This is a genomic window from Burkholderia sp. PAMC 28687 (genome assembly GCF_001577465.1).
GTDB lineage: Bacteria > Pseudomonadota > Gammaproteobacteria > Burkholderiales > Burkholderiaceae > Caballeronia.
In genome coordinates this window covers 800303-814930 of sequence record NZ_CP014507.1, presented here as the reverse complement: position 1 = coordinate 814930, position 14628 = coordinate 800303, and the positions used below count along the sequence as shown (strand labels likewise).

15 protein-coding genes are annotated in these 14628 nt (G+C 59.8%); 9 read left to right on the top strand and 6 right to left on the bottom strand.

What is annotated here, in order from left to right:
* Positions 1-3 precede the first annotated feature (3 nt).
* The gene (locus AX768_RS26565) at positions 4-450 is read left to right on the top strand and encodes a PAS domain S-box protein (protein ID WP_231941560.1); all 447 of its coding nucleotides are present in this window, start codon (positions 4-6) and stop codon (positions 448-450) included.
* 53 nt (positions 451-503) lie between these two features.
* On the opposite strand, the gene AX768_RS33015 is transcribed toward AX768_RS26565, so the two are convergent.
* Positions 504-854 carry a hypothetical protein gene (locus AX768_RS33015; RefSeq protein ID WP_062003058.1) on the bottom strand — a complete coding sequence of 117 codons (351 nt, stop codon included), beginning with the start codon at positions 852-854 and terminating at the stop codon, positions 504-506.
* A 109-nt stretch (positions 855-963) separates the two neighbouring features.
* Positions 964-1884, bottom strand: coding sequence for a LysR family transcriptional regulator (locus AX768_RS26555; protein WP_062003695.1), 921 nt, complete (start codon positions 1882-1884; stop codon positions 964-966).
* A 451-nt stretch (positions 1885-2335) separates the two neighbouring features.
* Between AX768_RS26555 and oxlT the strand changes: the two genes are divergently transcribed.
* From oxlT to AX768_RS26530, 5 genes are all read left to right on the top strand, one after another.
* Positions 2336-3694 carry an oxalate/formate MFS antiporter gene (gene oxlT / locus AX768_RS26550; protein ID WP_062003057.1) on the top strand — a complete coding sequence of 453 codons (1359 nt, stop codon included), beginning with the start codon at positions 2336-2338 and terminating at the stop codon, positions 3692-3694.
* Positions 3691-4647, top strand: a complete 957-nt coding sequence (locus tag AX768_RS26545) for a LysR family transcriptional regulator (protein WP_062003056.1) — start codon at positions 3691-3693, stop codon at positions 4645-4647. Before oxlT ends, AX768_RS26545 begins: the two co-directional genes overlap by 4 nt.
* A 149-nt stretch (positions 4648-4796) precedes the next feature.
* Positions 4797-5825, top strand: coding sequence for a 2-dehydropantoate 2-reductase (locus tag AX768_RS26540; RefSeq protein ID WP_062003055.1), 1029 nt, complete (start codon positions 4797-4799; stop codon positions 5823-5825).
* Between the two features lie 114 nt (positions 5826-5939).
* Positions 5940-6161: a hypothetical protein gene (locus tag AX768_RS26535; RefSeq protein WP_056365209.1), complete on the top strand. Its 222-nt coding sequence runs from the start codon at positions 5940-5942 to the stop codon at positions 6159-6161.
* Positions 6162-6225: 64 nt separating this feature from the next.
* Complete coding sequence (locus tag AX768_RS26530) at positions 6226-6906, top strand: GntR family transcriptional regulator (protein ID WP_256700993.1); 681 nt, start codon at positions 6226-6228, stop codon at positions 6904-6906.
* Positions 6907-7681: 775 nt separating this feature from the next.
* On the opposite strand, the gene AX768_RS26525 is transcribed toward AX768_RS26530, so the two are convergent.
* Together AX768_RS26525 and AX768_RS26520 are read right to left on the bottom strand one after the other, a co-directional pair.
* Positions 7682-8581 (bottom strand): IS3 family transposase, encoded by a 900-nt coding sequence (locus AX768_RS26525; RefSeq protein ID WP_061998991.1) that lies wholly within the window; start codon positions 8579-8581, stop codon positions 7682-7684.
* Entirely contained in the window at positions 8578-8967 is a 390-nt protein-coding gene (locus AX768_RS26520; protein WP_061998992.1) for a transposase, read from the bottom strand. The genes AX768_RS26525 and AX768_RS26520 overlap by 4 nt, the downstream gene beginning before the upstream one ends.
* Positions 8968-9563: 596 nt before the next feature.
* On the opposite strand from AX768_RS26520, the gene frc reads away from it, so the two are divergent.
* The 3 genes from frc (at position 9564) to AX768_RS26505 (ending at position 12989) form a co-directional block, all read left to right on the top strand.
* Positions 9564-10811 carry a formyl-CoA transferase gene (gene frc / locus AX768_RS26515; protein WP_062003054.1) on the top strand — a complete coding sequence of 416 codons (1248 nt, stop codon included), beginning with the start codon at positions 9564-9566 and terminating at the stop codon, positions 10809-10811.
* Between the two features lie 113 nt (positions 10812-10924).
* Positions 10925-11668, top strand: coding sequence for a hypothetical protein (locus AX768_RS26510; RefSeq protein ID WP_155524345.1), 744 nt, complete (start codon positions 10925-10927; stop codon positions 11666-11668).
* A 79-nt stretch (positions 11669-11747) separates the two neighbouring features.
* Complete coding sequence (locus tag AX768_RS26505) at positions 11748-12989, top strand: YbfB/YjiJ family MFS transporter (RefSeq protein WP_062003052.1); 1242 nt, start codon at positions 11748-11750, stop codon at positions 12987-12989.
* A 69-nt stretch (positions 12990-13058) separates the two neighbouring features.
* Here the strand turns inward: AX768_RS26505 and AX768_RS26500 are convergent, their stop codons facing one another.
* Both AX768_RS26500 and AX768_RS26495 read right to left on the bottom strand, forming a co-directional pair.
* On the bottom strand, positions 13059-13385 hold the full coding sequence (locus AX768_RS26500; protein WP_062003051.1) for a DUF4148 domain-containing protein: 327 nt from the start codon (positions 13383-13385) through the stop codon (positions 13059-13061).
* Between the two features lie 220 nt (positions 13386-13605).
* Positions 13606-14505: a LysR family transcriptional regulator gene (locus AX768_RS26495; protein ID WP_062003050.1), complete on the bottom strand. Its 900-nt coding sequence runs from the start codon at positions 14503-14505 to the stop codon at positions 13606-13608.
* Positions 14506-14628 lie beyond the last annotated feature (123 nt).

Below are 14628 nucleotides of genomic sequence, written 5' to 3'. Positions count from 1 at the left end.
GCTGTGAATACAAAAACATCCCCAATCGATTTCGAACAACTGGTCGACGTGATCGGCGACGCCATCGTGATCTCCGATGCAAGCGGGGCCATCACGTTATGGAATCCCGCTGCAGAGCGCATGTTCGGGTTCACGCCCGATGAAGCGCTCGGCCATTCGCTCGACATCATCATTCCCGAGCGATTGCGAGGGCGCCACTGGACGGGCTACGAAAAGACCATGGCAACGGGCGAAACGCGCTACGGCCACGACGTGTTGCGCGTGCCGGCCGTGCACAAGGACGGGCGGGCTCTATCGATTGCCTTCACGGTCGCGTTGCTCCATTCGGCGGGACCGGACGCCGTGGTGACGGGCATCGTCGCCGTCATCCGCGACGAAACCACCCGCTTCACCGAAGAACGCAACCTGAAGAAACGTCTGGCCGAACTCGAAGGCAAACCGGGCGGTTGAAGGGCGCACGAGGAAGACGGCCTGCTGTCATCTAGCTGGCCGTTTCCGGTAGATCAAGCCGCTGCACGCGCGGTGTCGTACTCGGGACGCCACATCTTGGCGCCGCGGGTGTCGTCGGCGCGAGCGATGGTCGTGGCACTGCAGGCGTCGTAGTAGGCGTTTTTCTTGTCGACGATCGCCTGGCAGAGAAATTCCGCACTGTAGGCCTTGAGCAGATGCGGGCAGTGGACTTCGATGTAGCGCGCAATGCGCGCCTGGTCGTTGGGTGCGCCGGAGAGCGCCTTGAGCGTATCGGCGTCCCAGCGAAACATCAGGTCGAGTTCTTCGAAGGCGCTGTTGTATGCGCAGAGTTGCGTTTGCAGTTCGCGCTCGTCGGCGGCGGTGGTGGCTTGTGAACGGATCATGGTTTGTCTCCTGGTTGGCCGTGTTGCTTAACTGCAGGATAGAAAAAATGATCCATAGACGATAGTCACAGTTTTTTACCGTGACTATTCAGAATACCTAATAAATGGTTTACCCGATATGCGTTATCGCCGAGATTTGCGCCGCACCTTCATCGATCAGGAACTGCTTGAACGCTGCCGCTACGGCCGGAAGGCGCTTGTTGTGGCGATGCACGAGATACCAGTTGAGCATGACGGGAAAACCCTTGATATCGAGCACGGCAAGACGCCCGACCTGCAGTTCCATGGCGATGGTGTGAGCGGACAGGAAGCTGATGCCCATGCCCGCGATCACTGCCTGCTTGATGGTCTCCGTGCTGGTGATCTCCATGGCGACGTTGAGCGACTTGAGCCTTCCAGCAAACCCTTCTTCCATGGAATTCCAGGTGTCCGAACCCCGTTCTCTCACGATGAACGGCTCCTCGGAGAGCGACTCGAGCGGGATGTTCTTTACGCCGACCAGCGGATGATCCGGCGGCGCGACGATCACGTACGGATGCGGCGCGAACGACACGTTGTCGGTGTCCATGTCCTTCGGCGGCCGAACCATGATGGCCAGGTCGGTGAGGTTGTCGGTGAGCTGGTGCAGCAGTTCCTCACGGTTATGCACCGCGAGGTTGAGCTTGACGTCGGGATTGCGCTTGGTGAATTCGGCGAGCAGGCGCGGAAAAAAATAATCGCCCGCGCTGATGACCGCCACGTTGAGCGTGCCTCCGGAAATACCCTTAAGACGGGCCATGGCGTCATCGGCTTCGCGGAATTGTTCGAGGATCGCGCGGCTGTGATGGAGCATTTCGACCCCTGCGCTCGTCAGGTAGATCTTCTTCCCGAGCTGCTCGAAGAGCGGCAGGCCGGCGTGCTCCTCAAGCTGCTTCACCTGCGTGGAAACCGCCGGCTGCGTGAGGTAGAGCTCCTCGGCGGCTCGGGAAAAGCTGAGTCTTCGGGCGACGGTTTCGAATATTTTGAGTTGCCTGAACGTCGCGTTGCGCATCATCACCATGTCTCCATCCATAAACGATCCTGAATTTATACAATAAATTTTTCTAACTTTCCCTAATCGTTTTTCTCCCGCAGCATGCTTTCAACGTGCGCCAGTTCCGTAAGGTGATAACGGACAAGGCGCCATGAAGCGAGCGGAGAAGGGCGAAGAAACACAGACCTCCGGCACGGTGCAGCCAAGCGTTCCGGTCCGCTCAACAAAAGAACACTGGATGTGCCTTTACATGATTTTCCCGACAGCTCCCTCAGTCCTTCGGCCGGTGTTTCACTCGCGGCTGCGGCTCGCTGCGTGGGGCTCTGAACCAGGACCCTGACCGACCAAAAACCAACTCTCGCACCGGTGCCAGGTGGAACTTGCGCAAAAGACGCATGCAACCCGATGACACCGTTGAGCCGCAGTCGATTACGCGCCGCACGAGCGCCGATACATAACGGAGACAGACATGGCAAACGCAGATACGCTCACGGCACCCGCCGGAAGCAACCCGAAACGCGGGGTGCATAACAACCGATGGGCGCAACTTGCCATCGGCATCATTTGCATGGGGCTGGTTGCGAACCTGCAATACGCGTGGACCTTGTTCGTTGTCCCAATGGATGCAAAACACCACTGGGGACAGGCCGCGATTCAAACGGCATTCACGGTGTTCATCGTCACGGAAACGTGGCTCGTGCCGCTCGAAGGCTGGCTCGTCGATAAATTCGGCCCGCGTCCGGTTGTCATCGGCGGTTCGATTTGCGCGGCGATTGGCTGGATCATCGATGCCAACGCCACTAGCCTCTACCACCTGTATATCGCGGCGGTCATCGCCGGGATCGGCGCCGGTTGCGTGTACGGCACGTGCGTGGGCACGGCGCTCAAGTGGTTTCCGGACAAGCGTGGTCTTGCAGCGGGCCTGACGGCAGCCGGTTTCGGCGCAGGTGCGGCGGTCACGGTGATCCCCATCTCGAACATGATCCAGACCTCGGGCTATGAACACGCATTCATGTTCTTCGGCATCTTCCAGGGCGTCTGCATCTTCCTGCTTGCGTTGATGCTGGTGCGTCCGCGTCCGCCTGCACATGCGGTTCCGGCGAAGCGCGTGGTGGCATCGAAGATCGATTACACGACGGGGCAGATGGTCCGCTCGCCTTTGTTCTGGGTGCTTTACCTGATGTTCGTGTTCGTGGCTGCCGGCGGCGTGATCGCCACGGCGCAACTCGGTCCGATCGCGAAGGAATACGGCTTCGCCAAGATGCCGGTCAGCATTCTCGGCGTCACGCTGCCGCTGCTTACGATGGCGCTTTCCATCGATAACCTTTGCAACGGTTTCACGCGTCCCCTTTGCGGCTGGATCTCCGACAAGATCGGCCGTGAGAATACGATGTTCTTCATCTTTATCGGCGAAGGGATTGCGTTGCTCGGGCTGATGGAGTTCGGCCACAACCCGTATCTCTTCATGTTCTTCGCGGCGATCACGTTCCTGTGCTGGGGCGAAATCTTCTCGATCTTCCCTGCAACCTGCGCGGATACATTCGGCAGCAAGTACGCTGCTGCCAACGCCGGTACCTTGTACACGGCGAAGGGCACGGCTTCCATGCTGGTGCCGCTGGCGTCGGTGCTGTCGGCGATCGGTTCGTGGGATGCGGTTTTCATCGCGACGGCGACCATCTCGATTGCAGCCGGTTTGTGCGCCAAGTTCGTCCTGGCGCCGATGAGAAAGCGCTGGATCGACAATACGGTGGCCGAATCCAGCCGGCTCGATGCCGCTTCGTTCCAGACCGCCTGGTCCGAAACACCGCGCAATTCGTCGGCGCAATGAGCAGGAATCTCGTCGCCGAGGCAGGGCTGAAGGGGTCCGGCGTGTCCTTGCAGCAGTTGCGCCTGTTCGTCACCCTTGCCGAACACCGGAGCTTCACGCAGGCCGGCAACGCGCTCGGCGTGACGCAATCGGCGGCGAGCCGCAGCATCAGGGAACTGGAAGAGCTGCTTGACTTGCGGCTCTTCGATCGCACCACGCGCCACGTCGCGCTCACCGATACCGGCCGCGCCTTGCTTCCCCGCATCGCGCTCCTCGTCGATGAACTCGAAGTCGCGCTGCGGTTTGGGCAAGAGGTATCGACGGCGGAAAGCGGCGCGGTATCGATTGCATGCAGCGCAAGCGTGGTCGCTTCGGTCGTTCCGGCGCTGCTCGCGTCCTGCCGGTCGAGCTATCCGAATCTCACGATCAAGCTGCACGACGCGCCGCAAGACCGCGTGCTCGACATGCTGCGTTCGGGCGACGCCGATCTGGCCATCCTGATCGAGCCGCAGGAAAGTCGCGACCTGTCCACCGAGACGCTGTTCTCCGATACCTTTTGCGCGATCGTGCCGGCGCGTCATCCGCTGGCATCCAATGCAACGGTTCGATGGCGCGAGCTGAGCGGCGCCGACCTGTTCCTTCTCGACGATACCGCCGGCAGCGCCGACATGATTGCCGACGCGCTTGGCCAGCAAGGGGTATCGAACGTCAGGGTGCAGCGCCTGACGCAAGCGGCGAGCATTGTGCAGATGGTCGCGACGGGGCTCGGGATCGGCATCCAGCCGATGCACGCCTGGCCCGCGCCGGCGCATGCGCTGGTTCAAGCGGTGCGGTTGTCGCCGCCGGTGAGCCGCAATATCGTGCTCGCGAAGCATGGCGAACGTACGCTGGAATCGCAAGCGAGACGCATCTGGACCCACGTCATTTCTTCGTATCGCGAGGAGCACAAGCTGCTGCAAACGGCTGACGCCTGAGCGTTCATTCCAACCCTTAAAAAAGCGCGGCTTCCTCGACGGGACCGCGCTTTTTTATTGTTCATTGTCCTTGCGCTTTCGCGAGCGCTGTCCAATACTGAAATCTAATATGTTGTATATCAGGAAGATAAAAGATTCAGGAGACGACGATGAAAATCTGCATTTACGGAGCGGGTGCGATTGGCGGTTACATGGGTGCGCAGCTTGCGAGAGCTGGCGCGGACGTCAGCTTTGTTGCGCGCGGGCCGCATCTCGCCGCGATGCAGGAAAACGGCCTGCGCCTGCAAATCGACGGACAGGAACACACCGTCAAGGCCCGGTTCACGAACGATCCGGCTGAACTGGGACCGCAGGACTTCGTGATCATCGCGTTGAAGGCGCACTCGGTTCCGGGTGTCGTCGACCAGATGCCGCCATTACTTGGCCCCGATACCGCCGTCATCACCGCCGTCAACGGCTTGCCGTACTGGTACTTCCACGATCATGGCGGCGCGTTGTCGGGCACGACGCTTGAAAGCGTCGATCCGGGCGGTCGCCAATGGCAGATCCTCGGGCCCGAGCGCGCGATTGGCTGCGTGCTCAATCCCGCTGCCATCATTCTCGAGCCCGGCGTGATCCGCCATGTCCATGGCAAGAAATTTCCCATCGGCGAGCCCGGTGGCCAGATCACGCCGCGACTGCAGGCGTTCCACGACATCATGGCCGCCGCCGACATGGAAGCGCCGATGCGCGACAACATCCGCGATGAAATCTGGCTCAAGCTCTGGGGAAGTGTCTGCGTCAATCCGATCAGCGCACTGACCGGCGCGACGCTCGATGTATTGACGAGCGATCCGGCCGTGCGTGATCTGGCGCGCAGCATGATGATGGAAGCGCAGGAAATCGCGGAACGGCTTGGCGTGCATTTTCGTGTCGATATTGAAAAGCGCATCGATGGCGCAGGCGCCGTGGGTTCGCACAAGACGTCGATGCTGCTCGACTGCGAAGCTCGCCGGCCAATGGAAATCGATCCGATCGTAACCGTCGTTCAGGAAATCGGCCGAAAGCTCGGCGTAAAGACACCGATGATCGATGCGGTGCTCGCGCTTATCAATCTGCGCGAGGGCGTGAATCAAGGCACGGCGCGTCCGCGCATCAAAACAATTGAATCCTTCACACGCTCCCGCAAAGCCGCTTAAACTTCCATCAAGAAAGGGCTGTTGTTTCTGATATATCACATACGAAATATGTTGCGTTGCATTGCGACGCAACATATACTGAAGGCTCTTGAGGTTAACCACTAGGAGCCGGAAATGAGCATCGCTTTGTTAGTCGTGATCGGAATTGCCTTGGTAGCGGGTGGTGTTGGTGTGACGTTTGCACTGGCGTCGGCGTTGCCGCAAGACGTGTTGCAGCGTGCGCAGGAAAATGGTCGTTATGCCGGACTGGCAGCGGACGATCAGGGCGGCAGCACGGGTACACGGGCGACGACGGGCGCGCGGAACCTTGGACACCAAGCCATCAATGCCATCTGATACTGAAGTTGCTGCAACGTCTGCCAATATTCTCGAACCGCGGCTGGAGCCGAGGCCTGCGGGTGTGACGCTTTCGCTGGCGCCGATCAATGCGACGGTTTCGTTGCGTGATCAGGCTTATGCCCGGCTGCGTCAGGCCATATCGGAAGCGGATATTTATCGTTCGCGGGAAGAGATCAGGCTGGACGAGAAGGATTTGACCGAAGCGTTGGGTGTGAGTCGTACGCCTATACGCGAGGCCATGACGTTACTGGAGCAGGAAGGGTTTCTGCGCACGGTGCCGCGTCGTGGGATTTACATCGTGCGCAAGACCAAGCACGAGATTGTCGAGATGATCAACATGTGGGCCGCGCTTGAGAGCATGGCGGCGAGGCTCGCGACTCAACGCGCGACGGATGAAGAGATCGCTTCGCTTCGTCATATGTTCGATCATTTTCAGAATACGGCGCCGGCTGAGCATATTGATGAGTATTCGGAGGCGAATATTGCCTTTCACCAGGCGATTGTGCAGTTGAGCAAGTCGCAGATTCTCTTTGATACGATCAAGAATATATTTGTGCACGTGCGGGCAATCCGGAAGATGACGATTTCGCAAAGCGACCGGGCGGCGAGATCGATCGAGGATCATATGAGGATTATTGAAGCGCTTGAAGCGCGAGATACCGAATTGGTCGAGAGGTTGGTCAGGCAGCATTCACTGGATCTGGCCGCGTTCGTGCAAAAGAATTGCGATTTTCTGGATTAGGTGGGCGGGGCGCTGGCGCTTGAGCGGGGTTTTGGTTTTTTAAGTCTAAAAGCAGCGGTCGGGTTATATGCCGGGTTGCTGCTTTTTGCGTATACGTGCGTTCTGTTCTAGCTGACTTCTTTAGCACTATTAGCCACTGTGCGTGGCGGCACTTCATTTCTTTGTCCAACGGCGACAAAGAAACGAAGCAAAGAAAACGCCTTCCAACCGCTAATTCTTAAGTGTCCCGAGCGTGCAGTGACAACTGTTTGGTACTTCAGAAGAACGGTTACCGCCATAACCACCAACAGTTGAAACCCTCCCCCTCCGCCAAAAGATACCCACACGCTTCGCCACCAGTAATTGTGGCAGTCAATACGGAAACCTGGCCAAGACATAACAACGGGTTAAGCCATAACAGCTCCGCAGGTCTTGACCCGCACAGGACTTTGCCGCCGGGGTCCCATGCAAGCCCGGATACCACGGAACCAGTACAGCCATCCATTTATTTGGGCGCCAGCGCGCGCAGCGGGGAGGCCTAATTAATGGACTCCCACACTGGTGGCGAAGCGTGTGGGTTGCGGTTGACGGAGGGGGAGGGTTTCAAGTGTTCGTGGTTATGGCGGCAACCGTTCTTCTGACGTACCAAAAAGTTGTCACTGCACGCTCGGGACACTTAAGAATTAGCGGTTGGGAGGCGTTTTCTTTGCTTCGTTTCTTTGTCGCCGAAGGACCAAGAAATGAAGTGCCGCCACGCACTGTATCGGCTCCGGTTGTTTGGACACACTTTTGCAGTTCAGGCGGCCAATTTCATCAGCCTTTCCTGACGGGCTTCGAGGGGTGATTTGAAGCCCAGCTTTTCAAGACGCCAGTCGCGGTTGTATCGATCCTTGAACGCGACAGCGGCGGCACGAACTTCCTCCAGGTTTTTGAAGATACGTCCATGAACAGCCTGCTCCTTCATGGTTCGGTTGAACCTCTCGGCCACGCCGTTGGTCTGCGGCTCGGCGACGAAGGCGTAGCTCGGCGCGATGCCCCAGAATTTGATCTGGTCGCGAAAGTTGTCCGAGGTGTACTGCGAACCATGATCCATGCGCAGCGACAGCCCGCGACCCGCGTCGGCACCCACGGAGCCAAACTCGCCCAGCAGCCCCTGGGAGATCGGCTCGAGGGCGGCGAAACGGTCACCAATTTTCGCGGCATGAATGCCGGTGCACATGCCGTCGCAGTGGTCGACGGCGCAGAAGATCCACACCATGCCGTCGTCCACGGTCGCGATGCGCACGCCGTCGGTACCCCACATTTCATTGGGGCGATCAGTTGTAATCCGGCCGTCGTGAAGGATGGGTTCGCCTCGCGCTTGACGATGCGGCGAGAGCAGACTGTGCTCCCGCATCAGCCGCAACACGCGGGTCCGGGAGACACGGATGTCATGCAGGATGCGCAGCCGTGCCCAGACCTTGCGATGCCCCTCGCCCTTGAAGGGCGAAGCCGCCAGATCGTCACGGATGGCCTTGAGCAGGTCAGCATCGGGCATCTTCGGCTTCGGCCCACGCCTGCGCACAACCATCGGCGTCACGCCGGCGCTCGCTCTGGCACGTACGGCGTAGATCGTCGAGCGCGGGAAGTCGAGCACCTGGCAAACCCGTTGCAATCCAAAGGGCTTGCCGACGCTCACGGAGATCTCGTGGCTCATGTCGATGATCTCCGAGCGCTCAAAGGGCGACGGGCCTGCCGCTCGCGTTCCTTGTTCAAAATCTCGATTGTCATCGTGAGCTCGCCGACGCGCCGGACGGCCTCGTTGAGTCGGGCTTCCAACGGATCGCTGGTGCGTGCCTTCAGACCTGCCTCCATGCCCGCCAGAGCCTGTTCACGCCAGCATTCAAGCTCAGCGATCGTCACGCCAACTTCGCGCGACACGGCATCGACTGGTTCGCCGCGCAGCAATCGGAGCACCACGCCACGTTTGCGCCCGGTCGACCAGCGTTTGACTTCGGGGGCGCCAGAGGCGCTTCCAGTCGCGCTACGCGCGCCTTCCAGCGACTCTGGCGCAACTGCATTCGCATCAGCTTTCTTCAACATGAACTACTCCAGTTTGGAACACACGTTTTACCCCAAATCTGTGTCCAAAAAAACCGGAGGCGCCGCAGTGCCGCCACGCACAGTGGCTAAAAGTGCTAAAGAAATCAGACAGCAATGAACGCGCGATAGCCTGAAGAGCAACAACCCGGCATCAACCCAGACCACGAAAAACATTGACCCGAGCGCCAGCGCAAAACTCGTGAAATGAAGTGCCGCCACGCACAGTGGCTAAAAGTGCTAAAGAAATCAGACAGCAATGAACGCGCGATAGCCTGAAGAACAACAACCCGGCATCAACCCAGACCACGAAAAACATTGACCCGAGCGCCAGCGCAAAACTCGTGAAATGAAGTGCCGCCACGCACAGTGGCTAACAGTGCTAAAGAAATCAGACAGCAATGAACGCGCGATAGGCTAAAGAGCAACAACCCGGCATCAACTCCGACCACAAAAAAACGTCCCCCCCACGCCGAGCCTCTGGAAAACACCCTCTTGACTCCGCCAGCACTTGGAATATTGTATATCACAGCAAAGACAAGAACGACCCAAGCGGCAGCATCCAAAAAAACACCTTGGCCCCACGGCCCCGAGCCCCCATGAGCAAAGCCCTCACCGGCGTCCGCATCCTCGACTTCACGCATGTCCAGTCAGGCCCGACCTGCACCCAACTCCTCGCTTGGTTCGGCGCCGACGTCATCAAGGTCGAACGCGCCGGCATCGGCGATATCACCCGCGAACAACTCCGCGATATCCCTGACGCCGACAGCCTCTACTTCACGATGCTGAACCACAACAAACGCTCGGTGACCATCGATACGAAAAATCCCGAAGGCAAGAAGGTCCTCGAATCGCTCGTAAAAAGCTGCGACGTGCTGGTCGAAAACTTCGCGCCAGGCGCACTCGACCGCATGGGCTTCACCTGGGAACGCATCCAGGAACTGAATCCAAAGATGATCGTGGCATCGGTGAAAGGCTTTGGACCAGGACCCTACGAGGACTACAAGGTCTACGAGAATGTCGCGCAATGCACCGGCGGCGCAGCATCGACAACAGGTTTCGATGACGGGCCGCCCGTTGTCAGCGGCGCTCAAATCGGCGATTCGGGCACCGGACTGCACCTGGCGCTCGGGATCGTCACCGCGCTCTACCAGCGCAACGCGACAGGCCGCGGCCAGAAGGTGCTCGCGGCCATGCAGGACGGCGTGCTCAACCTGTGCCGCGTGAAACTGCGCGATCAGCAGCGCCTCGAACGCACCGGCGTGATGAAGGAATATCCGCAATATCCGAACGGCGAGTTCGGCGAGGCAGTGCCGCGTGCGGGCAACGCATCGGGCGGCGGGCAGCCAGGCTGGATCCTGAAGTGCAAGGGCTGGGAGACGGACCCGAACGCATACATCTACTTCATCACGCAGGCGCCCGTGTGGGGCGCAATCTGCAATGTGGTCGGCAAGCCGGAATGGATCGATCATCCGGACTTCAGCACGGCGGCGGCGAGGCTTCCTCATCTGAAGGACATCTTCGCCGAGATCGAACAGTGGACCATGACCAAGACCAAGTTCGAAGCAATGGATATCCTGAATCAACACGACATTCCGTGCGGACCGATCTTGTCGATGAAGGAAATTGCCGAGGACACGTCACTGCGAAAGACGGGGACGATCGTGGAAGTGGATCATCCGGTGCGCGGCAAATACCTGACGGTCGGCAACCCGATCAAACTTTCCGACAGCCCCACCGAGGTCACGCGTTCACCGCTTTTAGGTGAACACACCGACGAGGTCATGACAGAACTCGGCTACTCGGCCGACCAGATCGCGACGCTGCGCAGCCTGGGCGCGATCTGATCTTGGATTGATCGTTTCATGCGCGGATGCGCGCTTTCCGCAATGGCGCCACGCGCAGGAATTCGATACCTTCGTCACGTTTCATCAACAATATTTCCAATACGGATACATCGATGCTCGACGGGGTCTGGTGTGCGTTAGCGGTGATTGCATCGGTACAGAGTCTGCGCACACCGGGCGCGGTATCGCCGGCTCGGCAACAGGCATTGCGCGATGCCGCGGGCGTCGGCGCGGCCGTGATCGTGGCCTACGCCATGGCGACTGGCTTCGAATCGATGCTCGTGGCGCTCGCCATTGCGGCGTTTGCCGTGTTGACACCGCGCTCCGGCAAGGCCACGCCCGCGTCGCTGCAAAGTGCGCTTGCGCTGGCGGCGCTGGCGTCGGCATCGGCGGACCATGCGCTTGGACTCGATACCGGGGCATCGCTCGGGTGGACTGCGCTCGGCGGGTTATCGGCGGTGATCGTTGTGTTTGCGGCCGGGTACCTGCGCGTCGGGTCGCGCATCCGCGCGCTCAATGGCGTGTTCTTCAACACGCCCGCCAGCGGCATGCACTTCGCGTGCGCGGCGTTGTGCACGGTGATCGCTTATACGGCGGGGTTCGAGGGCGGTGCGGTCGCGGTGGTGATCATCGGCGCGATGGTGGCGCTGATCGGCGCCTATCTCGCCATGGCGCTCGCTGATCGCGCGTACCCGGTGTTTATCGCTGCGTTGAACGGTTATGCCGCCTGCTCGGTCGTGGCGGCGGGCGTGGGACTCGCGAATGGCGCGCTGGTCGTGACCGGCGTTGCGCTCGTGCTGGGATGTGTGGCAGCGTGCACGAGCGCGATTCCGTCGCGGGTATCGAGCAAGAAGTAGAGGCGTCGCATTATCATGATGGCGCTTCTTCTGCACTCGTTGCCTTGCACGCATCCCGAAAGCTCACGCCGCCCAGCCGATGATCGACGAACCCCGTAACACCGCGGCACCATACTTTCCTGCATCGGACACCGCGCATTCACGGCGCACGACGCTCGTGCTTGCGGTGGGTTTATCGTTTGGCACCGCGATTGCACTCGGCCTCACGCGGTTTTCCTACGCGCTGTTATTGCCCGCCATGAAAGCCGATCTCGGCTGGAGTTTCGCGCAAGCCGGCGCGATGAACACGGCAAACGCGCTCGGTTATCTGCTCGGCGCGCTGACTTTCCCATTGCTCGCGCGCCGCTGGCCGGCGGGCGTGTGTTTCATTTGGGGATGCGTGCTGACGGCGGTCCTGATGATCGCGGGCGGTCTCGTTTCCAATACCCATGCGCTACTCGTTCAACGCGTCGTGACCGGCATGACGAGCGCATCCGTTTTTGTAGGCGGAAGCGTGCTTGCGGCGCGGCTTGCATCGGCTCATCCACACGATGCCGGTCTTGTGCTCGGCCTGTATTACGGCGGCGCGGGTCTTGGGATCATCGCGGCGGCGTTGCTGGTTCCCGTCACGGTATTGTCCGGCGTGCACGGCTGGCAATGGGCGTGGTTTGCGCTTGCGGCGGCGTGCGGACTTGCTTCGGTCGCGGCGATCATGGCGGCCCGCAAGACAGGAATCCACGAGGCTGCGCCCGTGGCCGCAAACCTGCAGTCTGCCGCGCGTCTTCCTTTGACCCGGCTCGGTTTCATGCTCGCCGGATATGGGCTTTTCGGGGTCGGGTATATCGGCTACATGACGTTCCTGATCGCGCTGCTTCGATCCACGGGAATGAGCTCGGCGGTGGTCACGGCGTTCTATGTGCTGCTCGGCGTTGCGACCATCGGCTCGGCGCGGATATGGTCGGGACTGCTCAACCGCATGCGCGGCGGTCAGGCGCTTGCGGTGTTCAACTGCGTCCTCGCCTTCGCGACAATAATGCCCGCGGTGTTTGCGCAACCGGTCGTTGCGTTCGTGTCGGGCGCATTGTTCGGCGCGACGTTTTTATCGGCGGTGGCGTCGACTACGGCGTTCGTGCGGCATAACCTTCCCGCCGCGCAGTGGACGCGCGGCATCGGCGCATTCACGATCGTGTTCGCATTCGGCCAGATCGTCGGGCCGGTGGTGATCGGATGGATCTCGGACGGCGCGGGACTCGCGCGCGGCCTGATGTACTCATCCGCGATGCTTGCTGTCGGCGCGGTTTTAGCCGCATTGCAGAAGCCCTTGGCTAGCACGCGCACATGAAAAAATCGCCCGACGCCTTAAGGCGACGAGCGATCCTTGCGAGCTCGAATCCAACCAGTCAAAAGCGGCTTAGTGCCCGAAGTAAATCGAATGCTGTTGAATCGGCGATGCGGGGGCCATCGTCGCGCGCATGCCTGATGCCGATGTACCGCTTGTCGACGGACCATAAGACTGCGTTTCTACGCCGTTGGCTGCATCAACACGCTGCTGTGCAGCTTGCAAGCCCTGCGGATAATAGTTGTCGTTTGTCGCCGGGTTATAACCCGCCTTTTCCAGGGTGCTCAATTGGGCGCGAACCTCTGCGCGCGTAACCGGTGCGTTGTCCTGGGCGAAGGCAAAAGTCGGTGCTGCAAGTGCCGATGCAATCAGCAGGGCGGGGATAAGTGACTTGGTCATGATGAACCTCCAGAGTTCTGTTCTTGGACTGCTTCAAGTAGTGCGCTGCAGATCAATTTGTTCATCTGCAAACGCAACCTATGAAACCAGTCTAGGCCCCCTATTGACGTAATCCAACGATAGTTTCGTCGAAAGATATTTGTTGTTTCGGCAACAATAAAGCGGTTGAAACTCAGCGTCGCTTAAGTTTCGGCCCATTTTCGCGGCAATGGTCCGGTGATCACTGGGACGTACGAAAGTGCTCTGCCAGGAAATCGATGAACGCACGAATGCGCGCTGGCTGGTTGCGGCGGCTCGGATAGTAGACAAACAGATCGGCTGGCGGCAGAAGAAACTCCGGCAACACGACTTTCAGGCGCCCGCTTTCGAGGTACTTGGCGAGGTCCCATTCGGAGCGGATGGAGATGCCGTGTCCGTCGAGCGCCCATCCAAGGACGATGTCGCCGTCGTTGCTCGACAAGCCGCCCGGCACTTTCACCGATACCGTCTCGCCTTCGCGCGTGAAGCGCCATACGCCATAGGCATCGTCGTTCTGCCGATGCAGTATGGTCCTGTGGCGCGCGAGGTCGCTGAGTGCGGTGGGATTGCCATGCCGTTGTAAATACGCTGGCGATGCACACAGAAAGCGCCGGTTCGACATGATGCGGCGCGCGTTGAGCCGCGTATCGGGGAGTGCGCCGAAGCGAATGGCGAGATCGAACCCTTGCTCGACGATATCGATAGGCCTGTCCGTCACATCAAGCTGAACTTCGACTTGCGGATAGCGCTGCACGAACGCGGAGACGAGCGGCGCGATGGTCGTGCGGCCAAATCCAAGCGATGCATTCACGCGCAAGATGCCGCGCGGCGCTTCGCGGCTGCGCGATACCGCGTCTTCCATCTCCCGCGTTGCAGCAAGAATGCGGATGGCGTGACGCAAGTAGGTGTCGCCTTCGTCGGTGAGACTCGTGCTGCGCGTGGTGCGATTCACGAGCCTGACTCCCAGGCGTTGTTCCATCAATGCAAGCCGGCGTGTTGCGGCCGGCGGCGTCAGATCGAGCGCGCGCGCGGCCGCCGACAAGCTGCCAAGGCGTGCAAGCTGAACAAAAAATTCGAGATCCGAGGTGCCGTCGTTCTTCACTTAAACTGAATAATCAAATGTGTACCGGTGAAGTGTAACGCGGCGGGGCGCGCGTATGCTTCGGTTATCGGCTGAAGCACGTGCTAGACCGTTCACTTACACCCGACTTAGACCCGCATTCAG

Excerpts from the sequence above, each read along its gene's own strand:
- AX768_RS33015 (WP_062003058.1), bottom strand. The coding sequence starts at position 854 with ATGATCCGTTCACAAGCCACCACCGCCGCCGACGAGCGCGAACTGCAA.
- AX768_RS26555 (WP_062003695.1), bottom strand. The coding sequence starts at position 1,884 with ATGCGCAACGCGACGTTCAGGCAACTCAAAATATTCGAAACCGTCGCC.
- oxlT (WP_062003057.1), top strand. The coding sequence starts at position 2,336 with ATGGCAAACGCAGATACGCTCACGGCACCCGCCGGAAGCAACCCGAAA.
- AX768_RS26545 (WP_062003056.1), top strand. The coding sequence starts at position 3,691 with ATGAGCAGGAATCTCGTCGCCGAGGCAGGGCTGAAGGGGTCCGGCGTG.
- AX768_RS26540 (WP_062003055.1), top strand. The coding sequence starts at position 4,797 with ATGAAAATCTGCATTTACGGAGCGGGTGCGATTGGCGGTTACATGGGT.
- AX768_RS26535 (WP_056365209.1), top strand. The coding sequence starts at position 5,940 with ATGAGCATCGCTTTGTTAGTCGTGATCGGAATTGCCTTGGTAGCGGGT.
- AX768_RS26525 (WP_061998991.1), bottom strand. The coding sequence starts at position 8,581 with ATGAGCCACGAGATCTCCGTGAGCGTCGGCAAGCCCTTTGGATTGCAA.
- AX768_RS26520 (WP_061998992.1), bottom strand. The coding sequence starts at position 8,967 with ATGTTGAAGAAAGCTGATGCGAATGCAGTTGCGCCAGAGTCGCTGGAA.
- frc (WP_062003054.1), top strand. The coding sequence starts at position 9,564 with ATGAGCAAAGCCCTCACCGGCGTCCGCATCCTCGACTTCACGCATGTC.
- AX768_RS26510 (WP_155524345.1), top strand. The coding sequence starts at position 10,925 with ATGCTCGACGGGGTCTGGTGTGCGTTAGCGGTGATTGCATCGGTACAG.
- AX768_RS26505 (WP_062003052.1), top strand. The coding sequence starts at position 11,748 with ATGATCGACGAACCCCGTAACACCGCGGCACCATACTTTCCTGCATCG.
- AX768_RS26500 (WP_062003051.1), bottom strand. The coding sequence starts at position 13,385 with ATGACCAAGTCACTTATCCCCGCCCTGCTGATTGCATCGGCACTTGCA.